Source organism: Janthinobacterium sp. GW821-FHT03C08 (assembly GCF_059420905.1).
The window spans coordinates 203127-226383 of the sequence record NZ_JBWKUP010000003.1 but is presented as its reverse complement, the minus strand read 5'-3'; the positions used below and the strand labels follow the sequence as shown (position 1 = coordinate 226383).

The following is a 23257-nucleotide window of genomic DNA, read 5'->3' as shown; positions in this document are numbered from 1 at the left end:
GTTCCCATGCCGTCTGGAAAAATTCTTGTCGCCCAGGGAGGCGGCCCCACCGCCGTCATCAACCAGTCGCTGGTGGGCGTGGTGCTGGAATCGCGGCGCTTCCAGCACGTCACGCGCGTGTATGGCGCGCTGCACGGCGTGCGCGGCATCGTCAATGAAGAATTCGTCGATCTGACGCAGGAAACCAGCCACAACCTGGAACTGGTGGCCGCCACACCCTCGTCGGCGCTCGGTTCCACGCGCGACAAGCCGGACATCGCCTATTGCCAGCAAATCTTCGCAGTCTTGCGCGCGCACGAGATCGAACACTTCTTTTACATCGGCGGCAATGACTCGTCCGACACGGTGCGCATCGTCAGCGAGGAAGCGCACAAGGCCGGCTACCCGCTGCGCTGCATCCACATCCCGAAAACCATCGACAACGACCTCGTCGGCAGCGACCACACGCCCGGCTTTCCCTCCGCCGCGCGCTTCGTCGCCCAGGCCTTCGCCGGCGCCAACCTCGACAACGCGGCCCTGCCCGGCGTCTACGTGGGCGTGGTGATGGGCCGCCACGCGGGCTTTCTGACGGCAGCCTCGGCGCTGGGCAAGAAGTTCCCCGACGACGGTCCGCACCTGATCTACCTGCCCGAACGCGTCTTTGCGCTGGATCAATTTCTCGCCGACGTGAAAGCCACCTATGAAAAGTATGGCCGCTGCGTGATCGCCGTCTCGGAAGGCATCCACGATGCGTCGGGCGAGCCGATCGCCAGCCTGCTGGCCAAGGAAGTGGAGCGCGATGCGCACGGCAACGTGCAGTTGTCCGGCACGGGCGCGCTGGCCGACCTGCTGTGCGACGAGATCAAGGCCAGGCTGGGCATCAAGCGCGTGCGCGGCGATACCTTCGGCTATCTGCAGCGCTCCTTCATCGGCTGCGTCTCTGATATCGATCAACGCGAAGCGCGGGAAGTGGGCGAAAAGGCCGTGCAGTTCGCCATGTGGGGCGAGCGCGACGGTTCCGTGGCCATCAAGCGCACGGGTTTTTATTCCGTCGATTACGAACTGCTGCCCCTTTCCGACGTGGCGGGCAGGACGCGCACCATGGAAGACGAATTCATCAGCGCCAGCGGCACGGACGTGACCGATGCCTTCCGCCTGTATCTGCGTCCGCTGCTGGGCTCGGGCATGCCCGATGCGTTCCGCCTCAGGGCGGCCAAGGTAGCAAAGGTCCTGAAACCCTAGCTGCTTTCTGCCAGCAGCAGCGGCCGCAGCTTGACGGCCGCTTCTTTTAATTGCGGCACATGTTGCAGCAATTGCTCCACGGACTTTCTCGCCACGGGCGCGTGGCAGGCGACGGCCGCCACGATGCGTCCGTCGGCCGCGCAGATGGGCACGGCCACGGCCACCATGCCGTGCACGAATTCCTCGTCATCGATGCCGATGCCCAGCCGCGCGATGCGCACGATCTCGCGCTCGAGCAGCACGGGATCCGTGATGCTCTTCGGCGTGCGCGCCTCCAGGGTCAGCATGGCCAGCAATTCGCGCCGCTCCAGCAAACTCATGTGCGCCAGGAACAGCTTTCCGCTGGCCGTGCAATGCATGGGCGCGCGCGTGCCCAGCACCAGGTGCAGCCGCAGCGGCTCCTGCGTTTCCACCCGGTCCACGTACACGATCGCATTGCCCTCTGGAATGGCCAGATTGCACGTCTCGCCCGTGGCCGCCACCAGGCTGCCCAGGATGCTGCGGCTGACGCGGATCAGGGCATTGTTGCGCAGGGTCGCCAGCGCCAGGTTGGTGGACGCGGCACCGGGCACATAACCGCGCCCCACGGGGGTGCGCAGCACATAGCCGTGCTGTTCCAGGGTGTCGAGCAGGCGCATCATGCTGGCCTTGGGCACCTGCATGCGCGCGGCCAGCTGCGACAGGGTCAGCGGCTGGCTGGCGCTGGCCAGGTGCTCGATCAGGCGCAGCACGCGCAAGCCGCGCGCCTCGTCGCCATGACTGGCCGCGGCAGCGGCGCCTGTCTGTCCACCCGCCGCACCACTCTCTTCGGCCTCGGCCGGCCGTTTTTGAAACGCATCATGCATGTTCTGTTTCACCTCTCGCGTATGCGGCTTTTTCCGCTTGTTCCGGTGCTGCACGTCTTTTATAAATGGAACCAGACGTTCCAAAAACAATTAATAAAGACCAGTGTATCGCAAAAAACGCCCGTCGAGGCGGCTGCGATGCCGCAACGCAGGAGACAAGCACCATGTTGCAAACACACTACGATTACATCGTCGTCGGCGCCGGTTCCGCGGGCTGCGTGCTGGCCAACCGGCTGTCGCACGACAGCCGTAACCAGGTATTGCTGCTGGAAGCGGGCGGCAAGGACAACAATCCGTGGATACACGTGCCGGTCGGCTATTTCAAGACCATGCACGACCCGAAGCTGGACTGGTGCTACCGCACTGAAGCGGACGCCGGTATCGCCGGACGCCAGCTGCAATGGCCGCGCGGCAAGGTGCTGGGCGGCTCCAGTTCGCTCAACGGTCTGCTGTACGTGCGCGGCCAGAAAGAAGACTACGACCGTTGGGCCGAACTGGGCAACGCAGGCTGGAGCTATGCCGAGGTGCTGCCCTACTTTAAAAAATCGGAAGACCAGGAACGCGGCGCCAGCGATTACCACGGCGTGGGCGGCCCGTTAAAAGTGTCGGACCTGCGCCTGCGCCGTCCCATCGCCGAGCATTTTATTGCCGGCGCCACGGAAAGCGGCATCCCCTTCAATGCGGACTACAACGGCGCCACGCAGGAAGGTGTCGGCTACTTCCAGCAGACGGCCAGCAACGGGCTGCGCTGGAGCACGGCGAAAGCCTTTCTGCGCCCGGCCCGCAAGCGCGCCAACCTGCGCGTGGAAGTGCGGGCGCAGATCACGCGCGTGCTGTTCGAGGGCAAGCGCGCCGTCGGCATCGAGTACCGGCAAGATGGCCAGCTGCGCCAGGCGCGCGCCAGCGGCGAAGTGATTTTATGCGCGGGCGCCATCGGCTCGCCGCAGATCCTGCAATGCTCGGGCGTGGGTCCGCGCGCCCTGCTGCAAGAGGTGGGCGTGCCTCTGGTGCACGATTTGCCCGGCGTGGGACAGAACCTGCAAGACCATTTGCAGATCCGCCTGGTCTTCAAGACGCGCCTGAAAACCCTGAACGATGAAGTCAACAGCCTGTGGGGCAAGCTGTGGGTGGGCATGCAGTATGTGTTTTCGCGTTCCGGCCCCTTGACCCTGGCGGCCAGCCAGGTGACGGTATTTACCCGATCCTCGCCGGAAGTCACGCGGCCCGACATCCAGTTCCACATGCAGCCGCTGAGCGCCGACAAGCCGGGCGAAGGCGCGCATCCGTTTTCCGCCTTCACCTCGTCCGTGTGCCAGCTGCGCCCGCACAGCCGCGGCCACGTATCGATCAAGTCCGCCGATCCCTTCGCCTATCCGGGCATTTATCCCAACTATCTGTCCGACCCGCGCGACCAGCAGACGGCGATCGCCGCCCTGCGCGTGGCCCGAAAAATCGCCGCCGCGCCGTCGCTGGCGCCGCACATCATTGCCGAATTTGTGCCCGGCCCGCAATTCGAGACGGACGCGCAGCTGCTGGACGCGGCGCGACGCTTCAGCCAGTCCATCTACCACCCCAGCGGCACCTGCAAGATGGGCCATGACGCCATGGCCGTCGTCGATGCGCGCCTGCGCGTGCACGGCATGCAGAACCTGCGCGTCGTCGATGCGTCGATCATGCCGGAAATCGTCTCGGGCAACACCAACGCGCCCACCATCATGATCGCCGAAAAAGCCGCCGACATGATCCTCGCGGACGCCGTGCGGCTGCCGCAGGCGGCCTGACCCGCCCCTCGGCGATCCCATTCCACCGAATTCCACCTGACCAAGGAGGATGCCAGCGGCGGGCAACCGGCCCGCCTGTACCGGCCGCCGCGCCATCCGCGCGGCGGCAGCAAGCCAACCATCTAAAAAAAATACATAATCGATATCGATTGGAGACTAGATATGGACAACAATCCGAACCATCCGAAAAAGGCCAGAGAGCTGCGGAAAGTCGTGATGGCCAGCGTGATCGGCGCCACCATCGAGTGGTACGACTTTTTCTTATACGGCGTCGTCGCCGGCATCGTGTTCAGCAAGCTGTATTTCCCGGGCGGCGATCCGCTCGTCTCGACCATGCTGGCCTACGGCACCTTCGCCGTGGGCTTTCTGTCGCGCCCCATCGGCGGCGTGATCTTCGGCCATTTCGGCGACAAGATCGGCCGCAAGAGCATGCTGGTCATGACCCTGATGATCATGGGCATCTCCACCTTCCTCATCGGCGTGCTGCCCACCTATGACCATATCGGCTACTGGGCGCCCGGCCTGCTGCTGTTCCTGCGCGTGCTGCAGGGCATCGGCCTGGGCGGCGAATGGGGCGGCGCCGTGCTGATGGCGTACGAATACGCGCCGCCGAAGGACCGCGGCTTCTATGCCAGCCTGCCGCAGATCGGCCTGGCCATCGGCCTGTGCCTCGCTTCCGGCGTGGTGGCGATCCTGTCGTACAGCCTGACGGATGCGCAGTTCCTGTCGTGGGGCTGGCGCGTGGCCTTCATCCTGTCGGCGGCCCTCGTCTTCATCGGCATGTGGATACGTTTGAACGTGATGGAAACGCCGGAATTCCAGGCTGTGAAGGAAAAGAACGCGGAGACGCAGATCCCCTTCTTCGACCTCTTGAAACGCTATCCGGGCAATGTATTAAAAGGCATGGGCGCGCGCTATATCGACGGCGTGTTTTTCAATATCTTCGGCGTCTTTTCCATCACCTACCTGACCAACACCATCAAGATAGACCGCACGGAAGCGCTGATGGGCGTGATGGCGTCGGCCGTCGTGATGTGCTTCTGCATCCCCTTCTTCGGCCGCCTGTCGGACCGCATCGGCCGCAGCAAGGTATTTTTCTGGGGTTCGCTGATCACGGGCGTGTCGGCCATTCCCGCCTTCTGGATCATGCTCAACCACGCCGACAATCCCCTGCTGCTGTGGTGTTCCGTGATCATCCCGCTGGGCGTGCTGTATTCGGCCGTGTATGGCCCGGAAGCGGCCCTGTTCTGCGACCTGTTCGACGCCAAGGTACGCTACACGGGCATCTCCTTCGTGTACCAGTTCTCCGGCATCTTCGCCAGCGGCCTGACGCCCATCATCGCCACCTACCTGCTAAAGACAGGCAATGGCGAACCGTGGCACATCGTCGGCTACATCCTGTTCGCCTCCCTCGTCTCGGCCGTCAGCGTGGCCATGATCGGGAAAGGAGGCTCGCAGCCCGATGGCCGCATGAAGCCGGCGCACGCGCGGTAAGCGCGGTAAGAGATCGCGGCGTAAAAAAAAGGCAGGCCTCTTGCGAGTGCCTGCCTTGTTTGTTCAAGCGACAGCTTAGATAACAACTGTTTGATGCTCCTCGCCCACGCGGGCGCGGATGGTGCCGATGCGCGAGACGGTTTCGCCGGCCGCTTGCAACTGGGCGATGGCGGCGTCCGCGTTTTCCTGCGAGACGATGACGGTCATGCCGATGCCGCAGTTGAAGACGCGGTGCATCTCGGCGTCAGCCACGCCGCCGTGCTGTTGCAGCCACGTGAACAGCGGCGGCATGGTCCATGCCTTCGAGTCCAGCTCGGCCACCAGGCCGGGCTGCAGCACGCGCGGGATGTTTTCCACCAGGCCGCCGCCGGTGATGTGCACCATGCCCTTGACTTCCATGGCATCCATCAGCGCCAGCAGCGGCTTGACGTAGATGCGCGTCGGCTGCATCAGCACGTCGGCCAGCTTACGGCCATGGAAGTCGCCTTCCAGGTCCGGTTTCGCCACTTCGATGATCTTGCGCACCAGCGAGTAACCGTTCGAGTGCACGCCCGACGAGGCCAGACCCAGCACCACGTCGCCCGGGGCGATCTTGGTGCCGTCGATGATTTTCGATTTTTCCACGGCGCCGACGGCAAAGCCTGCCAGGTCGTATTCGCCGGCCGGGTACATGCTCGGCATTTCCGCCGTTTCGCCGCCGATCAGCGCGCAACCGGCCTGCTCGCAACCCTGGGCGATGCCCTTGATGACGTCGGTGGCAATCGCCACGTCCAGCTTGCCGCAAGCGAAGTAGTCGAGGAAGAACAGGGGTTCGGCGCCTTGCACCAGGATATCGTTGACGCTCATGGCGACCAGGTCGATGCCGACCGTGTCGTGGCGGTTCAATTCGAACGCCAGGCGCAATTTCGTGCCCACGCCGTCGGTGCCCGAGACCAGCACCGGTTCCTTGTACTTCTTGCTGATTTCAAACATGGCGCCAAAACCGCCCAGGCCGCCCATCACGCCTTCGCGCAGGGTGCGCTTGGCAAACGGCTTGATTGCTTCGACTAAAGCGTCGCCCGCGTCGATATCGACGCCAGCGTCACGGTAGGAAAGGGAAACATTAGAAGTCTGGTTCATGGTGTGGGGGCAGCGGAGGCGGTAAAATAGAAGGCGGATACCCGCCGGCACGCGCGCGCGTGGATGTTTTTGACACCCTGCGACAGGCGGCCAGCCGGTGAATTCGGTCGATCAAGACGCTATTTTATCAAACTGCCCCCACAATTTCGTAATTAACTGCCTTTTTTTAACGCAACAGCCCAAACCCCATGCCATTTCCGATCACCGCCGAACAGAAGCAAACAGCATTTTGGATCGCGGTCTGGCTGGCATTTCTGCTGTTGCTGGTCAGCCTGGGCCCCATCCTGACGCCCTTCCTGGCGGCGGCCATCCTCGCCTACGTGCTCAATCCCGGCGTGGACCGCCTGCAGCGCCTGCACTACAAGCGCCTTTATGTGCCGCGCCCGCTGGCCGTGCTGGTCATCGTGGTGTTGTTTTTCCTCGCCATCACGGCGCTGGTGCTGATCGTCGTGCCCGTGCTGCAAAAGGAAATCCCCCTGCTGCAGGCACAGATTCCCCAGTTTCTCAGCAAGGCGAATGACTTCCTGGCGCCAAAGCTGCGCGACCTGGGCATCCGCGTGCGCCTGGACGGCACGGGCATCAAGCGCATGCTGAGCCAGCAGATGGCCACCAGCGGCGATGAAATCTGGAGCACTGTGCTGGCCTCGGCCCGCATCGGCGGCACGGCCGTGCTGGGCTGGCTGGCCACCGTCGTGCTGATCCCCGTGGTGCTGTTCTACCTGTTGCTGGACTGGCACCCGATGCTGGCGCGCATCGCCGGCGCCGTGCCGCGCCGCTGGGTCGGCCGCACGGTGGGCATGGCGCAGGAAGTCGATACCCTGCTGGCGCAATACCTGCGCGGCCAGCTGCTGGTGATGCTGGTGCTGGCCACGTATTACTCGGTGGCCCTGGCCATCGCCGGCTTCGAGGTGGCATTGCCGGTGGGCATCATCACGGGCTTGCTGGTATTCATTCCCTACCTGGGCTTCGGCCTGGGCCTGATGCTGGCCCTGATCGCCGCCCTGCTGCAGTTTGCCGATTGGAGCGGCGTGATCGCCGTGGCCGTCATCTACGGCTGCGGCCAGGTCATCGAAGGCTTTTTCCTCACGCCGCGCCTGGTGGGCGAACGCATCGGCTTGAATCCGCTGGCCGTGATCTTCGCCTTATTGGCCTTCGGACAATTGTTCGGTTTCGTCGGCGTACTGCTCGCCTTGCCCGCTTCTGCCGTCCTGATGGTCGCTTTTAAGCATCTTCGGCGCCACTATCTATCCAGCACCTTCTATAATGCATAGTAAAAGCGGATATCATATCAACCTGGCAATACCAATGATGCACAAGCAGTAATGAAAAACAGGACAAGGCGTACGCCATGAAACAACTGGTGCTCGATTTAGGCACAGACCAGGCGCACAGCCTCGATACCTTCGAGGTGGGACAGAATGCCGAAGTGGCGCAGCTGATGCGCCAGTTCGCCGCGCGCACGTCGCGCGAGCATTTTGCCTATCTGTGGGGCGAACTGGCCGCCGGCAAGAGCCATCTGCTCAAGGCCCTGGCCAGCACCGAGCGCGCGCGCTACATTTCGCCATTCTCGATCGAGTCCGAATTCGTCTACTCGCCCGACGTGGATTTGTACCTGCTCGACGACTGCGAAAAGCTGTCGCCGCTGGCGCAGATCGACGCCTTTGCCCTGTTCAATGAAATCCGCGCCAACAAGGCTTACATGGTGTGCAGCGGCGCCGTGCCGCCCGCCGTGCTGCCCGTGCGCGAAGACTTGCGCACGCGCATGGGCTGGGGTTTGATCTACCAGATCCACGGCTTGACGGACGATGAAAAAATCGCTGCCCTGACCCAGGCGGCCGCCACCCGCGGCTTGACCTTGTCGCCCGGCGTGTTACCCTATCTGCTGTCCCATTTCCGGCGCGACATGCGTTCGCTGTCGACGATGCTGGACTCTCTCGACCTCTACTCCCTGGAAACCCAACGCCCGATCACCTTGCCTTTGTTGCGCGAGTTGCTGCAGGCGGAAGCGAAAGAATGATGAATCTGGCCCTGTTTGACCTCGACCACACCCTGCTGCCCATCGACTCGGATCACGAGTGGGGCGAATTCCTGGTACGCATCGGTGCCGTGGACGCCGCCGAATTCACCCGCCGCAATGACGAATTTTTCGCGCAATACCAGGCCGGCACGCTCGATCCGGTGGAATACCTGGAATTCTCGCTGGGCACCCTGGCGCAATTCCCGCGCGAACGCCTCGAAGCGCTGCACCGGCAATTCATGGCCGAAGTGGTCTTGCCGGCCATCCGCCCGGAAGTCGTGGCGCTGATCAAGCAGCACCAGGACGCGGGCGACCTGCTGGCCATCGTCACGGCAACCAACCATTTCATCACCAAGCCCATCGCCGACGCGCTCGGCGTCGAACACTTGCTGGCCGCCATGCCCGAATATGACGCCGAAGGCAATGTCACGGGCAAGCTGGTGGGCACGCCGACTCTCGGTGCGGGCAAGCTGACCCACACCCATGCCTGGCTGGAAAAGATGGGCAAGGAACTGGGACAGTTCGAGCGCAGCTATTTTTACAGCGATTCGCACAACGACATTCCGCTCATGTCCGTCGTGACCCACCCGGTCGCGACCAACCCCAATGCCGCCTTAAGCGCACACGCATCCCTCCACGGCTGGCCATCACTCCACTTATTCAATGATTAAAAAATTCATCCGCAAGATCCTCGGCGTTAAAAAAGAGGCAGTGCGCGACACCACGGCACCCATCGTGCTCGGTCCTGCGCAACACGGAATCGACCCGAAACTGGTATCGTCGAATGCCATCCGCGTCACCAGCAGCCTGCAGGAAGCGGGCTTCGAGGCCTTTGTCGTCGGCGGCGCCGTGCGCGACCTGCTGCTGGGCGTCAAACCCAAAGACTTCGACATCGCCACCAACGCCACGCCGGAACAGGTCAAGCGCTTGTTCCGCCGCGCCTTCATCATCGGCAAGCGCTTCCAGATCGTGCACGTGATGTTCGGCCAGGATTTGCTGGAAGTGACGACCTTCCGCGGCGCCGGCGCCGATTCGGCGCCCAAGGATGAACATGGCCGCGTCCTGCGCGACAACACCTTCGGTTTGCAGCACGAAGACGCGCTGCGCCGCGACTTCACCATCAACGCCATGTACTACAACCCGGCCACGCAGGAAGTGCTCGATTACCACGGCGGCGTGGAAGACATCCGCGCCAAGACCTTGCGCATGATCGGCAAGCCGGAAGAGCGCTACCGCGAAGACCCCGTGCGCATGCTGCGCGTGGTGCGCTTCGCCGCCAAGCTGAAATTCACCATCGAGCCGCACACGGCCGCGCCGATTCCCGTCATGGCGCCGCTGATCAACAACGTGCCGGCGCCGCGCGTGTTCGACGAAATGCTGAAACTCCTGATGAGCGGCCACGCGCTGGCCTGCCTGCAGCAGCTGCGCAAGGAAGGCTTGCATCACGGCCTGCTGCCGCTGCTCGACGTGGTGCTGGAGCAGCCGCTGGGCGCGAAATTCGTCACCCTGGCGCTGGACGCCACGGACCAGCGCATCGCCGCCGGCAAGACCGTCTCGCCGGGCTTCCTGTTTGCCTCGCTGCTGTGGCACCAGGTGCTGGAAAAATGGACGGCCTACCGCGCCGCCGGCGAGTCGACGATCCCCGCGCTGCACCTGGCGGCCGACGACGTGCTCGATTCGCAGACGGAAAAACTGGCCTTGCAGCGCAAGATCGGTTCCGACATGCGCGACATCTGGTCGATGCAGCCGCGCTTCGAGCGCCGCGTCGGCAAGGCGCCGTACAAGCTGCTCGAGCACCTGCGCTTCCGCGCCGGCTACGACTTCCTGCTGCTGCGCTGCGCCTCGGGCGAGATCGACGCGGACATCGGCGAATGGTGGACGGCCTTTTATGAAGGCGACGAGGAAACGCGCGAAGCGCTGCTCGTCAGCGCCAATGCCGCACCGGGCGCCGTCAAGAAGAAGCGCCCGCCGCGCCGCAGCACACGCAGCAAGACGGGCACAGGCGGCGGAAGCACCACCACCGGCAGCAGCAGCGGCGAATAATGTCAGTGATCGCTTACATCGGCATCGGGGCGAACCTGGGCGACGCGCGCGCCAACGTGCAGGATGCGATCGCGCGCCTGGCGCGCCTGCCCGGCGCCAGCTTGCTGGACGCCTCGGCCAGCTACCGCACGGCGCCCATCGATTCCAGCGGCGACGACTACATCAACGCCGTGGCGCGCATCGCGACCACCCTGCCGGCGGAGGAACTGCTGCAGGCCCTGCACGCCATCGAGGCGGCGCACGGACGCGAACGGCCTTACCGCAATGCCCCGCGCACCCTGGACCTGGACTTGCTGCTGTACGGCGATGCACAGATCGCCAGCGCCACCCTGACGGTGCCGCATCCGCGCCTCACCGAGCGGGCCTTCGTGCTGGTGCCGCTGCTGGCCCTCGCGCCCGCCATCTCCGTGCCCGGACTCGGCCCGGCGCAAGGCTATCTGGCGGGCGTGGCCGACCAGGCCATCAGCCAGCTCTGAGCCGCCGCGCCAGACATACACTACAATGCCGCCCCTGCACGCCGCCATATAAAGTACTACACTAGCGGCGTCGCAATAGCATCACCCCCCATTCACTCTAGAGAATACCTATGTCCGCTTATTTGCAAGGAACAGATCTGGCCGCAAAAGACAAGGCCGCCACACCGGCGCCGGCGCCATCCAAGCCTGTCGCCAACAAGGCCGTGACCATCCACACCCTGGCCACGCTGCGCGCCGCCGGCGAAAAGATCACCATGCTGACCTGCTATGACGCCAGCTTCGCGTCGCTGATGGACCGCTGCGGCGTGGAGATCCTGCTGATCGGCGATTCGCTCGGCATGGTCTGCAACGGCCTGAACTCCACCCTGCCCGTCACCGTGGCCGAACTGGCCTACCACACGGCGTCCGTGGCGCGCGGCAGCAAGTCGGCCATGATCCTGTCCGACCTGCCGTTCGGCGCGTACGGCACGCCTGAAACGGCCTATGCCAACGCCGTCATCCTGATGCAGGCGGGCGCGCACATGATCAAGATCGAAGGCGGCGCCTGGCTGGCCGAGACCGTCCGTTTCCTCACCGAGCGCGGCATCCCCATCTGCGCCCACATCGGCCTGACGCCGCAATTCGTGCACCAGCTGGGCGGTTATAAAGTGCAAGGCAAGAGCACGGAAAGCGCCGCCGAACTGAAAAACGACGCGCTGGTGCTGCAAAACGCGGGTGCCGCCATCGTGCTGATGGAAGCCATGCCGTCGCAGCTGGGCAAGGAAGTGACCGACATGCTGACGATCCCCACCATCGGCATCGGCGCCGGTCCCGACTGCTCGGGCCAGGTCCTCGTCATGCACGACATGCTGGGCGTCTTCCCAGGCCGCAAGGCGCGCTTCGTGCGCAACTTCATGGAAGGCGCGGCCAGCATCGACGACGCCGTCACCGGCTATGTGAAGGCCGTCAAGGATGGCAGCTTCCCGGCGCTGGAACACTGCTTCTGATGTAGTTTGTTTTACGTCCAAGTCGGCTTACGCGCTGCGCGCTAAGCCGACCTACGAAACCATCCACGCTATAGGTCGGGTAGGTCGGGTAGGTCGGATTAGGCCGCAGGCCGTAATCCGACAACACCGCAGGCGCAAATCCCTATCCCACCTGTATCCACGTCGTCTTCAGCTCCGTGTACTTGTCCAGCGCATGGAGCGACTTGTCGCGCCCGTTGCCCGACTGCTTGTAGCCGCCGAACGGCACGGTGATGTCGTCGCCGTCGTACTGGTTGACGTGCACGGTGCCTGCGCGCAGGGCGCGCGCCGTCTGGATGGCCTTGCTGATGTCCGAGGTCCACACGGCCGCCTGCAGGCCGTAGGGCGTGGCGTTGGCCTGCTTTACCGCCTCGGCGATATCCGTAAAGCCCAGCACGGACAGCACGGGCCCGAAGATCTCTTCGCGCGCGATCGTCATGCCGGCATCCACGCCAAAGATGGTCGGCTGCACGTAGTAGCCGCCCGTATCAAGGCGCACGGCCTCGCCGCCGCCGAGCAGCTGCGCGCCTTCGCTCTTGCCGGACGCGATATAGCCCATCACCGTTTGCATTTGCGTGGCGTCGACGATGGCGCCCATGACGGTGGCTTCATCGAGCGGGTCGCCCGGCTGGAAGCGGGGCAGCATGGCCAGCGCCTTGGCGAGGAATTCTTCCTTGATCGATTCTTCCACGAACAGGCGCGAAGGCGCATTGCAGCTTTCGCCCTGGTTGAAGAAGATGGAGCCGACGGCGGCCGCCACGGCCTTGTCCAGGTCCGGGCAATCGGCGCACACGATGTTGGCGGACTTGCCGCCCAGTTCCGTCCACGCCCGTTTCAGATTCGACTGGCCCGCCATCTGCACGATCAGTTTCCCCGTGCGCGTGGAACCCGTAAAACCGATGCAATCGACATCCATGTGCAGCGCCAGCGCGGCACCGGCCTCGTTGCCGTAGCCGGACAGCACGTTGAAGACGCCCGCCGGCACGCCCGCTTCCAGCGCGATGTCGGCCAGGCGCAGCGCCGTCAGCGGCGATTTTTCCGACGGTTTCAAGATCACGCTGTTGCCGGCCGCGAGGGCGGGCGCGATCTTCCAGGCAGCCATGATCATCGGATAATTCCACGGCACGATGGCGGCGACGACGCCCACCGGTTCGCGCGTGATCAGGGCCAGGCTGTTGGCGGGCGTCGGGGCGATTTCATCGTAGACCTTGTCGATCGCCTCGCCGTACCAGCGCAGGCAGTTGGCCGTGGCGCCCACGTCCACGCTCTGGCTGTACTTGATCGGTTTACCCATGTCCAGGGTTTCCAGCAGGGCCAGCTCGGGACCGTATTTCTGCACCAGGTCGGCGAACTTGATCAATACCCGCTTGCGCTGCGCCGGCGATTTACCGGCCCAGCGGCGGTCGTCAAAAGCGGCGCGCGCGGCCTGCACGGCCGCCTCCACGTCGGCGCCGTCGCAGCGGGCCACCTGCCCCAGCAAGCGCCCGTCGATGGGCGACAGATTGTCGAAAGTCCGGCCTGACCTGGCCGAGACCCGTTCGCCGTTGATGAAGGCGCGGCCATCGATCTTGATCTCTGCGGCCCGTGCATGCCAGCTGGTGTTTTCCGTCATGGTCGTCTCCTGTGTCAGTTTACAAGCAGCTTACTCCTGGTCCGCCGAATACGCCGCAGACATCTGCTTGCGGCGTCTGCGGTCGGCGCGCGCCAGCATCACGGCATACGCGATCACGGCAATCGTCACGACGAGGATGGTCAGCGCGGCGATGGCATTGACGCGCGGATCGAGCCCCAGGCGCGCGCGCGAGAAGATCACCAGCGGCATCGTCGTCGAACCGGGGCCGGACAGGAACGCGGAGAGCACCACGTCGTCGAGCGACAGGGTAAACGTCAGCAGCCAGGCCGAGGCCAGCGCCTGCGTGATGTTCGGCAGGGTCACGAGGAAGAACACCTGGTGCGCGCGGCAGCCCAGGTCCATGGCCGCTTCCGCCAGGGACTTGCTCATTTCCTGCAGGCGCGACTGCACCACCACGGCCGCATACGCCATGCCCAGCAGGGTGTGGCCGAGCCAGATGGTCAGCACGCCCCGCTCGGGAAAACCGAAGACCTTTTGCATGGACACCAGCATCAGCAGCAGGGACAGGCCGATGATCACTTCCGGCATCACCAACGGCGCGCTGACCATGGCGGAAAACACCGTGCGGCCGCGGAAGCGCTGGTAGCTGGTCAAGGCAAAGGCGGCAAACGTGCCGAGGATGACGGACGAAGTGGCCGACATGAAGGCGATCTTCAGGGACAAGCCGAAGCCCGAAATGATTTCCGCATCGCTCATCAACTCGCTGTACCAGCGCAGCGAAAAGCCGCTCCACACCATGTCCTGGCGCGAGCTGTTGAACGAGAAGACGATCAGCACGATGATGGGCAGGTAGAGGAACAAATAGCCCAGCGAGAGCCAGCCGCGCCCGAACCAGCGCTGCAGGAAGGTACGTCCGTTCATGTGCGCTCCTCCGCGTCCTGGTCGGTCTTGTATTTGTTAAAAATGGCCATCGGCACGAGGATCAGCAGGATCACCAGCACCGTCACGGACGAAGCCATGGCCCAGTCGTTATTCGTGAAATATTCATCCCACAGCACGCGGCCGATCATCAGGGTTTCCGGTCCGCCCAGCAGCTCGGGAATCACGTATTCGCCGACGGACGGAATGAACACCAGCATGGCGCCGGCGATGATGCCCGACTTCGACAGGGGCACGGTGACGCGCCAGAACGCCTGCAAGGGCGTGGCGCCCAGGTCGGCCGCCGCTTCCAGGAAGCGCACGTCCATTTTCACCAGGTTCGCGTACAGGGGCAGGATCATGAACGGCAGATAGGCATACACCATACCGACGACCAGCGAGAACGAGGTATTCATCATGTGCAGCGGTTCCTGCACCACGCCCAGCGCGATCAAGAGATCGTTGAGCAAGCCGTGGTTGGCCAGGATGCCCTTCCACGCATACACGCGCAGCAGGAACGAAGTCCAGAACGGCAGCATCACCAGCATCATCAGCACGGGGCGGATCGATGGCCTGGCGCGCGCCATGAAGTAGGCGAACGGGTAGCCGATGAACAGGCAAATGGCCGTGGTGATGGCCGCGTACTTGATGGAACTGAGGTAGGTGAGCAGATACAGTTCATCGGCCGCGATGAACAGGTAGTTGGCGATTTTGACCTTCAGCACGACGATGCCGTCGACGTACGACAGCAGGCCGCCAAACGGGCTGCCGGCCGTGTCCATGTCGGACAGGCTGATACGCAGCACGATCAGGAACGGTATTAAAAAGGCGGCCGTCAGGAACAGCGCGGGCACGGCGATGACGGCGGTGCGCCCAGTGACCCAACGCAGGGTGACGAGCTTGCGCAGCGATTGCAAAATGGACGTCATGATGGCCTCAGCTGGTCAGCACGACGATGTCGGCGCCATCCCACCACACCCACACGCGCTGTTCGCGCTCGAGGCGCGCGGCGTCGTGGCGGGCCGCGTTGGTGCGCGAGACTTTCACCACCGTGCCGCTGTCGAGGCGCACGTGGTAGCTCGTTTCATTGCCAAAATACGCCATGGCGACGATCACGCCCTGGGCACAGTTGTAGCCGTGTTCCGCTGGCGAAGCCCGCTCTTCCAAAGCGGGCGGCGCGATCTGGATGCCGATCTTTTCGGGGCGCACGGCCACCGAGACATCCATGCCCAGATTGCCCGTGATGCCATGCGCGACATAGTGGCGGCCGTCGGGCGTGTCGATGATCACGTGATCGGGTTCGTCTTCCGTGATGCGGCCATCGAACAGGTTGACGCTGCCGATGAAGTCGGCGACGAAGCGGCAATTCGGCGTCTCGTAGATTTCGCCCGGCGCGCCCACCTGCAGGATGCGCCCTTCGCTCATGACGGCGATGCGCGTGGCCATGCTCATCGCCTCGTCCTGGTCGTGCGTGACCATCACGCACGTCACGCCTACCTGCTCGATGATGTTGACCAGTTCCATCTGCGTGCGTTCGCGCAGTTTCTTGTCGAGCGCGCCCAGCGGCTCGTCGAGCAGCAGCAATTGCGGACGCTTGGCCAGGCTGCGCGCCAGCGCCACGCGCTGCTGCTGCCCGCCCGACAGCTGGTGCGGCTTGCGCTTCGCGTATTGACCCAGCTGCACCAGCGCCAGCATCTGCTCGACCCGCGCCGCCACTTCCGCTTTCGGCAAGCCGTCGCGGCGCAGGCCGAAGGCGATGTTGTCCCACACGGACAGGTGGGGGAACAGCGCGTACGACTGGAACATCATGTTGATGGGCCGCTGGTGCGGCGGCACGTCGACGATGCTGTTGCCCGCCAGGGCGATGCGCCCCGAGGTCGGCGTCTCGAAACCGGCCAGCATGCGCAGCAGGGTCGACTTGCCGCAACCTGAACTGCCCAGCAGGGCGAAGATCTCACCCTTGTTGATCGTCACGGAAATACCATCGACGGCGCGCACGCCATCGAATTCCTTGACCAGCTGATCAATCAGCAAGAAAGGCGCTTGGGCGTCGCTGGCCGACGCGGCAGGTGTTGCTATCGTCATGTGTGGGTAGCTTCTGGGTAAGAGGGTGTCAAAATGAAAAACTGGCCACTACAAGAGCGGCCAGGATGGAAGTTTAGCGGAACTGCCGCCATTGCGGTCCAAAAAATACGCAGATGGCGGCAAAATGGGGCAAAAACCTACACCCAGCCCTTCGCCTTCACCTCGTCATACGTCTTGTCCAGGCACAGCCGTATCAGCGCCACCATCTCATCGATCTGCGCCCGCGTCATGACCAGGGGCGGGGCGACGATCATGCGTTCGCCCACGGCGCGCATGATGACGCCGTTGTCGAACATGTGGCCGCGGCAGATCATGCCCACGCCCTGGCCCTCGTCGAACAGCTCGTTGTCGTGCACGGTGGCGCCCTTCCGGCGCACCAGGTTCAGGCCCGCGACGAGGCCGCAGCTGTCCGCATAGCCGACCAGCGGATGCTCGCCCAGGCTGGCGAAGCACTGCTTCAGGTACGGTCCCGTATCGTCGGCCACCTTGGCCACCAGCTGCTCTTCCTCGATGATGCGGATGTTTTCCAGCGCGGCCGCACAGGCGACGGGGTGACCGGAATACGTGAAACCGTGCGTGAATTCGCCGCCCTGCTCGATCAATACCTTGGCCACCCTGTCGCCCACCAGCACGCCGCCCAGCGGCACGTAGCCCGAGGTGACGCCCTTGGCAAAGGTGATCAGGTCGGGCTTGATGCCGAACAGCTCGGAGCCGAACCAGCGCCCCAGGCGGCCGAAGCCGCAGATGACTTCATCGGCGATCAGCAAGATGCCGTACTTGTCGCAGATGCGGCCGATCTCGGGCCAGTAGGTCGATGGCGGGATGATGACGCCGCCCGCGCCCTGCACCGGCTCGCCGATGAAGGCGGCCACCTTGTCGGCGCCGATCTCGAGGATCTTCTCTTCCAGCCAGCCAGCCGCCTTCAAGCCGAAGGCTTCCGGAGACAAGCCATGGCCCGATTCCAGGTAATTGGGCTGGCCGATATGCGCGATGCCCGGGATCGGCAAGCCGCCCTGCGCATGCATGCCGTCCATGCCGCCCAGCGATGCTCCCGCCACCGTGCTGCCGTGATACGCGTTATGACGGCTGATGATGGTGTGGCGCTCCTTGTAGCCGAGGATATCCCAGTAGCGGCGCACCATGCGCAAATTCGTGTCGTTGCCTTCCGAGCCGGAACTGGTGAAGAACACGTGCTGGAACTGCGGCGGCGATATCTGCGCCAGCTTGGCCGCCAGCTGCGCGGCCGGCACGTTCGTCGTGCCAAAGAAGCTGTTATAGAAGGGCAGCGTCTCCATCTGCCTGTACACGGCTTGCGAAATCGACGTGCGGCCATAGCCCACGTTCACGCACCACAGGCCCGACATGCCGTCGACGATCTTCTTGCCCTGGCTATCCCACAGGTAGACGCCGTCGCCGCGCACCATCACCCTGGCGCCCTTGCTTGCCAGGTCCTGGAAATCGGTGAACGGATGCAGGTAGTGGGCCGAGTCCATCTGCTGGATGGCGGCCGTGTCGTACACCTGCGGCGCCGCATTCTTTTGCGCCACGGACGATACAAAAGCGGCGCTCGGCGCCAGCGGATTGTTGGATGTGCTCATAGGTGATCCTTTATACGTGCAGTAAGAGATGCTCGCGCTCCCACGGACTGATGACGGTCATGAACTCCTGGTGCTCGAGGTCCTTGATCGCCGCATACACGTCGATGAAGCGCTCGCCCAGCACCGTGCGCAGCTTGTCTTCCGCGCGCAGCAGCTGCAGGGCCTCGGGCAAGCCTTGCGGCAGCTCGAATTTCATGTCGTAGGCGCTGCCCACCATCATCGGCGTCGCTTCCAGCTGTTCCGTCATGCCGAGATAGCCGCAGGCCAGGGTGACGGCCAGGGCCAGGTAGGGATTCGCGTCGGCGCCGATGATGCGGTTTTCCACGCGGCGGTCCTGCACGCCCGACTCGGGCACGCGGAAGCCCACCGTGCGGTTGTCCAGGCCCCACTGGATGTTGATCGGCGCGGCAGTGTGGCGTACGATGCGGCGGTAGGAGTTCACGTAGGGCGCGACGATGGCCATGGCCGACGGCATGTAGCGCTGCAGGCCCGCGATGTAATGCTTGAAGATGGGCGCGGCCGAACCGTCCTCGTTGCTGAAGATGTTCAGGCCCGTCTTCGCATCGACGACGCTCTGGTGCACGTGCATGGCGGAACCCGGCTCGCCCGCCATGGGCTTGGCCATGAAGGTGGCGTACATATCGTGTTTTAACGCCGCTTCGCGCAAGGTGCGCTTGAAGAAGAAGACCTTGTCGGCCAGGCCCAGCGGATCGCCATGCAGGAAGTTGATTTCCATCTGCCCCGCGCCGATTTCATGGATCAGCGTATCGACGTCAAGGTTCATCAGTTCGCAGTAATCGTAGATATCCTCGAACAGCGGGTCGAATTCGTTGACGGCGTCGATGCTGTACACCTGGCGGCTCGTCTCGGCCCGGCCGCTGCGCCCGATGGGCGGTTTCAAGGGCAAGTCGGGGTCGGTGTTTTTCGCCGTCAGGTAGAACTCCAGCTCCGGCGCCACCACGGGCTTCCAGCCCTTGTCCGCATACAGTTTCAACACGCGCCGCAGCACGGAGCGGGGAGCAAAATCGACCAGCGCGCCATCGGCAAAATAGCAGTCGTGGATGACTTGCGCGGTGGGGTCGGTAGCCCACGGCACCATGGTGATGGTGGTGGGATCGGCCTTTAAAATCATGTCGCGGTCGGTGCTGGAAATGGCGCGGTCGTAGCCGCCATCGTCGACCGGGTAATTGCCCGTCACCGTCATGCCCAGTACCGCTTCCGGGATGCGCATGCCGCGCTCCTGGGTGAATTTCCCGCGCGGCAGGATCTTCCCCCGCGCCACGCCCGTCAAGTCGGGGACCAGGCATTCGATTTCCGTGACGCGCTTTTCATTGAGCCACAAATCCATATCCGTATAGGTGAAATTTTCGCGTATTGCCATGTTTCCCTCTCGCTGGTCTTGATCAAACACCGCGTACTGCGGGCGGTGCGCCTGTCATTCTGTCTTTCTGTGCTGCTCCTGGTAATCGCGGCAAGCCTGGCCGAAGGCGCCGAACAGCCGCATGGACTGCGGATTGTCCTCGACCTGCCATTCCGGATGCCATTGCACGGCCAGCGCAAAGCCGGCGGCGCTGGCCACCGTGTACGCTTCCACCAGGCCGTCGTCGGCCAGCGCTTCCACCAGCAAGCCATCAGCCAGCCGGGCGATACCCTGGCCATGCAGGGAATTGACCATCATTTCGCTCTCGCCGCCCAGCAACCGTGACAGCACGCCGTCGGGCATCAGCTTGATGCGGTGCGCGGGCGCATACTGGCGCGCCAGCGGATCGAGCACGTTCTCGCGGTGGTCCTGCATTCCCGGCACCGCCTGCACGGCCTGGTGCAGGCTGCCGCCCAGGGCCACGTTGACTTCCTGGAAGCCGCGGCAGATGGCCAGCAGCGGCAACTGCGACGCCAGTGCGGCGCGGATCAGGGGCAAGGTGGTGGCGTCGCGCGCAGGGTCCTGCGGCAGGTCGGGATGCAGGATCTCTTCGCCATACAGGCGCGCGTCGACGTTCGAGGCGGAACCGGTCAGCATGACGCCGTCGGCGATCCGCAGCGCCGCCTCCAGGTCAGCATCGGCGCCCAGGGCCGGCAGCAGCAGCGGCATGCAGCCGGCGCCGCGCAGCACGGCGTGCAGGTATTTATCCTGCGCCATGTGCCAGGCATGGCTGCCCAGCTGGCGCTGGCAGGCGGGAACGAGAACGATGGGATGGCGCATGGTGCTACCTCGCTGGCGTGACGATCCAATGACAGCGCCATGACAGCGCTGCCGCTCGCTTCACTGTACAGCAGAGCCGGTAGAGTCGGCCACACCGATGGACGTGGCCACTGGCGGCGCACATCGCCTACACTACGGCTTTGCAATATTGCCTTTATTAAAATCATCATATGCCCGTCCGGCGCCAAACACCAGCGCCGCGGGCACAGTTGCCTACTTTCCCATGCATCCACACCGCTTTTCCGCTCTCCCGAACACCTTTTCCACCGTGCGGGGGCAGCCATGAAGCACATGCCGTGGCGCGACTTCTTCGCCCTCGTGGTCAGCATCGGCGTGGTCGGCCTGGGACTGGGCGCCACCATGCCGCTCACCGCATTGACCCTGCACCAGCGCGGCGTGGGCACGGACATCATCGGCATGATCACGGCCGTCAGCGCCCTCGGCATCCTGGCCGCCTCGCCGTTCGTCTCGGGCTGGGTGGGGCGTTTCGGCGCGCGCGCCACCATGCTGGGCGCCGTCTGGGTGGCCTCGCTGGCGACGATCGCCATGCAGTTCAGCGACCACCTGCTGGCGTGGAGCGTGTTGCGTTTCCTCTTCGGCGGCGCCATGGGCGTGCTGTTTACCATCGGCGAAGCATGGGTCAACCGCCTGGCGCCCGACAATTCGCGCGGCCGCGTGGTGGCCATGTACACCACCAGTTTTACCTTCTTCCAGCTGATCGGCCCCGCCCTCGTGGCCCTCTTCAACGACAAGATTGCGTGGAGCTTCGCCGCCTGCGGCCTGCTGTTTTTGCTGGCCGTGCCGGGCCTGATGCTGATCTCGAACAGCGGCCCGGAAAAGGAGCCGGAAGAACACGGCGTGAAATGGCCCCTGATCCTGCCGCGCATGCCGATGATCGTGCTCGGCGCCGCCTTCTTCGCCCTGTTCGACACGCTGGCATTGAGCTTGCTGCCGCTGTATGCGATGGAGCACGGCATCGGCACGGACCTAGCCCTGCTGTCGGCCACCGTGGTGCTGGTGGGCGACACGGGCCTGCAATTCGCGCTGGGCTGGATGGCCGACCGCTTCGGCCGCGCCAGGGTCCACGCGGGCTGCGGCGTGGCCGTCTGCCTGCTGCTGCCGCTGCTGCCGTTCGCCGTCGGCACGCCGTGGCTGTGGTGGACCTTGCTGCTGTTGCTGGGCGCGGCGGCGGGCGGCATCTACATGCTGGCCCTGGTGGCCTGCGGCGAGCGGTTTACGGGGCTGTCGCTGACCAGCGCCAGCGCCATCGTCAACGCCACCTGGGGCGTGACCAGCGGCGGCGGCCCCCTGCTGACGGGCGTCCTGATGCAATCGGCGGGCGTAAACGCCCTACCGGCCGTGATGTGGGTGTGCGCCGCCATTTTCGTCGGCAGCGCCGTGTGGGAACGCAGGAAGGGGATCGTGTAACGCGCTATTTCTTTTCCAGCCGCTGCCGCAGCTCCTCGGCCACCGGGTAGTCTGGATACGCCTGCCGGAAGGCCGTCCATTCCTCCTGCGCCAGCGTGCCTTCGCCCGCCTTGAGCAAGGCGTCGATCTTCACCAGCCACACGGAGGCATCCAATTTTGCCGACGGCGGCAGCGGCGCGGCGCGTGCCGCCACGGGAGTTGGCATGGCCAGCGCGCGCTGCACGGGCGCCTGGCGCTGCAGGCTCGATTCGGCCTGCATGGGCCGCTCCATCGCCGCGGCAGGCGCCGACGGGGGCGGCGGTGCAGGAGGGGCAAAGGGTACCGTCGCCGTCAGCCGGGGCTCCGGCCGCAAGGCAGGCACCGGCGACGGCTCAGCCTGCACCGCCGGACTGGGCGCCATCTTGGCCAGCGCGCGCGGTGCCGGCGCCGCGGGCAACGGTGCTGGCTGCGGCGCCGCGTCAGCGGCCAGCGGCGGGGCAGATGCCGTGACAGCAGGCGCGGGCATCACCTCCGGCGTGGCAGGTTCGCCGACCACGGGAAATTGCGCCGGCTTCGAACCGAACCAGTCCACGCCGATCAGGTTTACCGTCAACAGCACGGCCGCGGCCAGCCCCAGCGGAATGCGCCAGCGCTGCAGATAGTCGGGCGTCTTTTTTACCGGCAGGGTACGCAGCACGCCGTCGGCACTGTCGTTGGCCGCTGCCGGCTGGCGCAAGGCTTTTTCCGCGTCGGCGAGGATGGCCGCGTCCAGCGCGCTCGATGGCGCAGGCTGCGGCAGGCTGGCCAGCAACGCCTTCAACTCCACGTCCTCGGGTTCGTGATTCTGGTGTTCGTCGTGCGTAGTCATGCCTGCCCTCCCGTGCCTGGCGCGCCATCGAGCTGGGCGCGCAATTTCTGCATGGCGTAGCGCAGCCGGCTCTTGACGGTTTCCGCTTCCGCCCCCGTCACCACGGCGATATCCTGGATGCTCATGCCGCTGAACTGCTGCAGCACCAGCGCCTCCTTCTGTTCCACCGGCAGCGCGGCGATGGCCGCATGCAGCCGCGCGTGCTGCTGCTTCTGCTCCAGCGACTGCTGCGGCGAGGCGATTTCGTCCGCCAGTTCGCCCGCTTCGTCGTGTTCCTGTGCCTGGCGCTGGCGCAGCAAGTCGATCAGGCGGTTGCGCGCGATCTGGTACAGATAGGTGCGAAACGCCGATTGGGGCTGGTAGCCGGCGCGCGCCGCATGCAGGCTGGCCCAGGCATCCTGCACGATCTCGTCGACCCACGCGCGGCGCGGCGAACGCCAGGCCACGAAGCGGTACAGGCCCTGGCTATGACGCCGGTACAATTCGCGAAACGACGGCAGGTCGCCGGCGCCGTAGCGCAGCATCAGCTCTTCATCCGTGGCGGTCAATAAAGTGTCGGGCATGCGAAGCAGTGTAGCCGAACTGCACGGCAGCGACAATTTCCCTGC

21 protein-coding genes are annotated in these 23257 nt (G+C 64.4%); 10 read left to right on the top strand and 11 right to left on the bottom strand.

All coding sequences use genetic code 11. The annotated features are described in order from the left end of the window. The first annotated feature begins 6 nt into the window (after window positions 1-6). Window positions 7-1221, top strand: coding sequence for a 6-phosphofructokinase (locus AC07VL_RS05485; RefSeq protein ID WP_494804936.1), 1215 nt, complete (start codon window positions 7-9; stop codon window positions 1219-1221). Here AC07VL_RS05485 and AC07VL_RS05480 read toward each other — a convergent pair. Further along, window positions 1218-2066 (bottom strand): IclR family transcriptional regulator, encoded by an 849-nt coding sequence (locus AC07VL_RS05480; protein ID WP_494804935.1) that lies wholly within the window; start codon window positions 2064-2066, stop codon window positions 1218-1220. The genes AC07VL_RS05485 and AC07VL_RS05480 overlap by 4 nt on opposite strands. A gap of 164 nt (window positions 2067-2230) precedes the next feature. Here AC07VL_RS05480 and AC07VL_RS05475 point away from each other — a divergent pair, with 164 nt between their 5' ends. Both AC07VL_RS05475 and AC07VL_RS05470 read left to right on the top strand, forming a co-directional pair. After that, window positions 2231-3847: a GMC family oxidoreductase gene (locus AC07VL_RS05475; RefSeq protein WP_494804934.1), complete on the top strand. Its 1617-nt coding sequence runs from the start codon at window positions 2231-2233 to the stop codon at window positions 3845-3847. A gap of 162 nt (window positions 3848-4009) precedes the next feature. Beyond that, window positions 4010-5341 carry an MFS transporter gene (locus tag AC07VL_RS05470; RefSeq protein ID WP_494804933.1) on the top strand — a complete coding sequence of 444 codons (1332 nt, stop codon included), beginning with the start codon at window positions 4010-4012 and terminating at the stop codon, window positions 5339-5341. 75 nt (window positions 5342-5416) lie between these two features. Here the strand turns inward: AC07VL_RS05470 and purM are convergent, their stop codons facing one another. Beyond that, window positions 5417-6460 (bottom strand): phosphoribosylformylglycinamidine cyclo-ligase, encoded by a 1044-nt coding sequence (gene purM / locus AC07VL_RS05465; protein WP_494804932.1) that lies wholly within the window; start codon window positions 6458-6460, stop codon window positions 5417-5419. Between the two features lie 188 nt (window positions 6461-6648). Here purM and AC07VL_RS05460 point away from each other — a divergent pair, with 188 nt between their 5' ends. From AC07VL_RS05460 to panB, 6 genes are all read left to right on the top strand, one after another. Further along, entirely contained in the window at window positions 6649-7731 is a 1083-nt protein-coding gene (locus AC07VL_RS05460; RefSeq protein WP_494804931.1) for an AI-2E family transporter, read from the top strand. 77 nt (window positions 7732-7808) lie between these two features. Next, window positions 7809-8477 carry a DnaA regulatory inactivator Hda gene (gene hda / locus AC07VL_RS05455; protein ID WP_494804930.1) on the top strand — a complete coding sequence of 223 codons (669 nt, stop codon included), beginning with the start codon at window positions 7809-7811 and terminating at the stop codon, window positions 8475-8477. Beyond that, the gene (locus AC07VL_RS05450) at window positions 8477-9148 is read left to right on the top strand and encodes a histidinol-phosphatase (RefSeq protein ID WP_494805069.1); all 672 of its coding nucleotides are present in this window, start codon (window positions 8477-8479) and stop codon (window positions 9146-9148) included. Before hda ends, AC07VL_RS05450 begins: the two co-directional genes overlap by 1 nt. Then, complete coding sequence (gene pcnB / locus AC07VL_RS05445) at window positions 9141-10520, top strand: polynucleotide adenylyltransferase PcnB (protein ID WP_494804929.1); 1380 nt, start codon at window positions 9141-9143, stop codon at window positions 10518-10520. Before AC07VL_RS05450 ends, pcnB begins: the two co-directional genes overlap by 8 nt. Then, window positions 10520-10996: a 2-amino-4-hydroxy-6-hydroxymethyldihydropteridine diphosphokinase gene (gene folK, locus AC07VL_RS05440; RefSeq protein WP_494804928.1), complete on the top strand. Its 477-nt coding sequence runs from the start codon at window positions 10520-10522 to the stop codon at window positions 10994-10996. Before pcnB ends, folK begins: the two co-directional genes overlap by 1 nt. Before the next feature lie 110 nt (window positions 10997-11106). Next, complete coding sequence (gene panB / locus AC07VL_RS05435; RefSeq protein WP_230501826.1) at window positions 11107-11982, top strand: 3-methyl-2-oxobutanoate hydroxymethyltransferase; 876 nt, start codon at window positions 11107-11109, stop codon at window positions 11980-11982. Between the two features lie 142 nt (window positions 11983-12124). Here the strand turns inward: panB and AC07VL_RS05430 are convergent, their stop codons facing one another. The 7 genes from AC07VL_RS05430 to AC07VL_RS05400 form a co-directional block, all read right to left on the bottom strand. Beyond that, window positions 12125-13612 (bottom strand): aldehyde dehydrogenase, encoded by a 1488-nt coding sequence (locus tag AC07VL_RS05430; RefSeq protein WP_494804927.1) that lies wholly within the window; start codon window positions 13610-13612, stop codon window positions 12125-12127. A 30-nt stretch (window positions 13613-13642) separates the two neighbouring features. After that, window positions 13643-14494: an ABC transporter permease gene (locus AC07VL_RS05425; RefSeq protein WP_494804926.1), complete on the bottom strand. Its 852-nt coding sequence runs from the start codon at window positions 14492-14494 to the stop codon at window positions 13643-13645. Beyond that, window positions 14491-15420: an ABC transporter permease subunit gene (locus AC07VL_RS05420; RefSeq protein WP_494804925.1), complete on the bottom strand. Its 930-nt coding sequence runs from the start codon at window positions 15418-15420 to the stop codon at window positions 14491-14493. The genes AC07VL_RS05425 and AC07VL_RS05420 overlap by 4 nt, the downstream gene beginning before the upstream one ends. 7 nt (window positions 15421-15427) lie before the next feature. Continuing rightward, a complete protein-coding gene (locus AC07VL_RS05415) occupies window positions 15428-16576 on the bottom strand; it encodes an ABC transporter ATP-binding protein (RefSeq protein WP_494804924.1) in 1149 nt (382 codons plus the stop codon). 137 nt (window positions 16577-16713) lie between these two features. Continuing rightward, complete coding sequence (locus AC07VL_RS05410) at window positions 16714-18174, bottom strand: aspartate aminotransferase family protein (RefSeq protein ID WP_494804923.1); 1461 nt, start codon at window positions 18172-18174, stop codon at window positions 16714-16716. A gap of 10 nt (window positions 18175-18184) precedes the next feature. Continuing rightward, entirely contained in the window at window positions 18185-19555 is a 1371-nt protein-coding gene (locus AC07VL_RS05405; protein WP_035822563.1) for a glutamine synthetase family protein, read from the bottom strand. Window positions 19556-19609: 54 nt separating this feature from the next. Then, window positions 19610-20374 (bottom strand): gamma-glutamyl-gamma-aminobutyrate hydrolase family protein, encoded by a 765-nt coding sequence (locus AC07VL_RS05400; protein ID WP_494804922.1) that lies wholly within the window; start codon window positions 20372-20374, stop codon window positions 19610-19612. 282 nt (window positions 20375-20656) lie between these two features. On the opposite strand from AC07VL_RS05400, the gene AC07VL_RS05395 reads away from it, so the two are divergent. Further along, window positions 20657-21802: an MFS transporter gene (locus tag AC07VL_RS05395; RefSeq protein ID WP_494804921.1), complete on the top strand. Its 1146-nt coding sequence runs from the start codon at window positions 20657-20659 to the stop codon at window positions 21800-21802. A gap of 4 nt (window positions 21803-21806) precedes the next feature. On the opposite strand, the gene AC07VL_RS05390 is transcribed toward AC07VL_RS05395, so the two are convergent. Both AC07VL_RS05390 and AC07VL_RS05385 read right to left on the bottom strand, forming a co-directional pair. After that, entirely contained in the window at window positions 21807-22649 is an 843-nt protein-coding gene (locus AC07VL_RS05390; protein WP_494804920.1) for a hypothetical protein, read from the bottom strand. Further along, window positions 22646-23212, bottom strand: coding sequence for a sigma-70 family RNA polymerase sigma factor (locus AC07VL_RS05385; RefSeq protein WP_494804919.1), 567 nt, complete (start codon window positions 23210-23212; stop codon window positions 22646-22648). Before AC07VL_RS05385 ends, AC07VL_RS05390 begins: the two co-directional genes overlap by 4 nt. Window positions 23213-23257 lie beyond the last annotated feature (45 nt).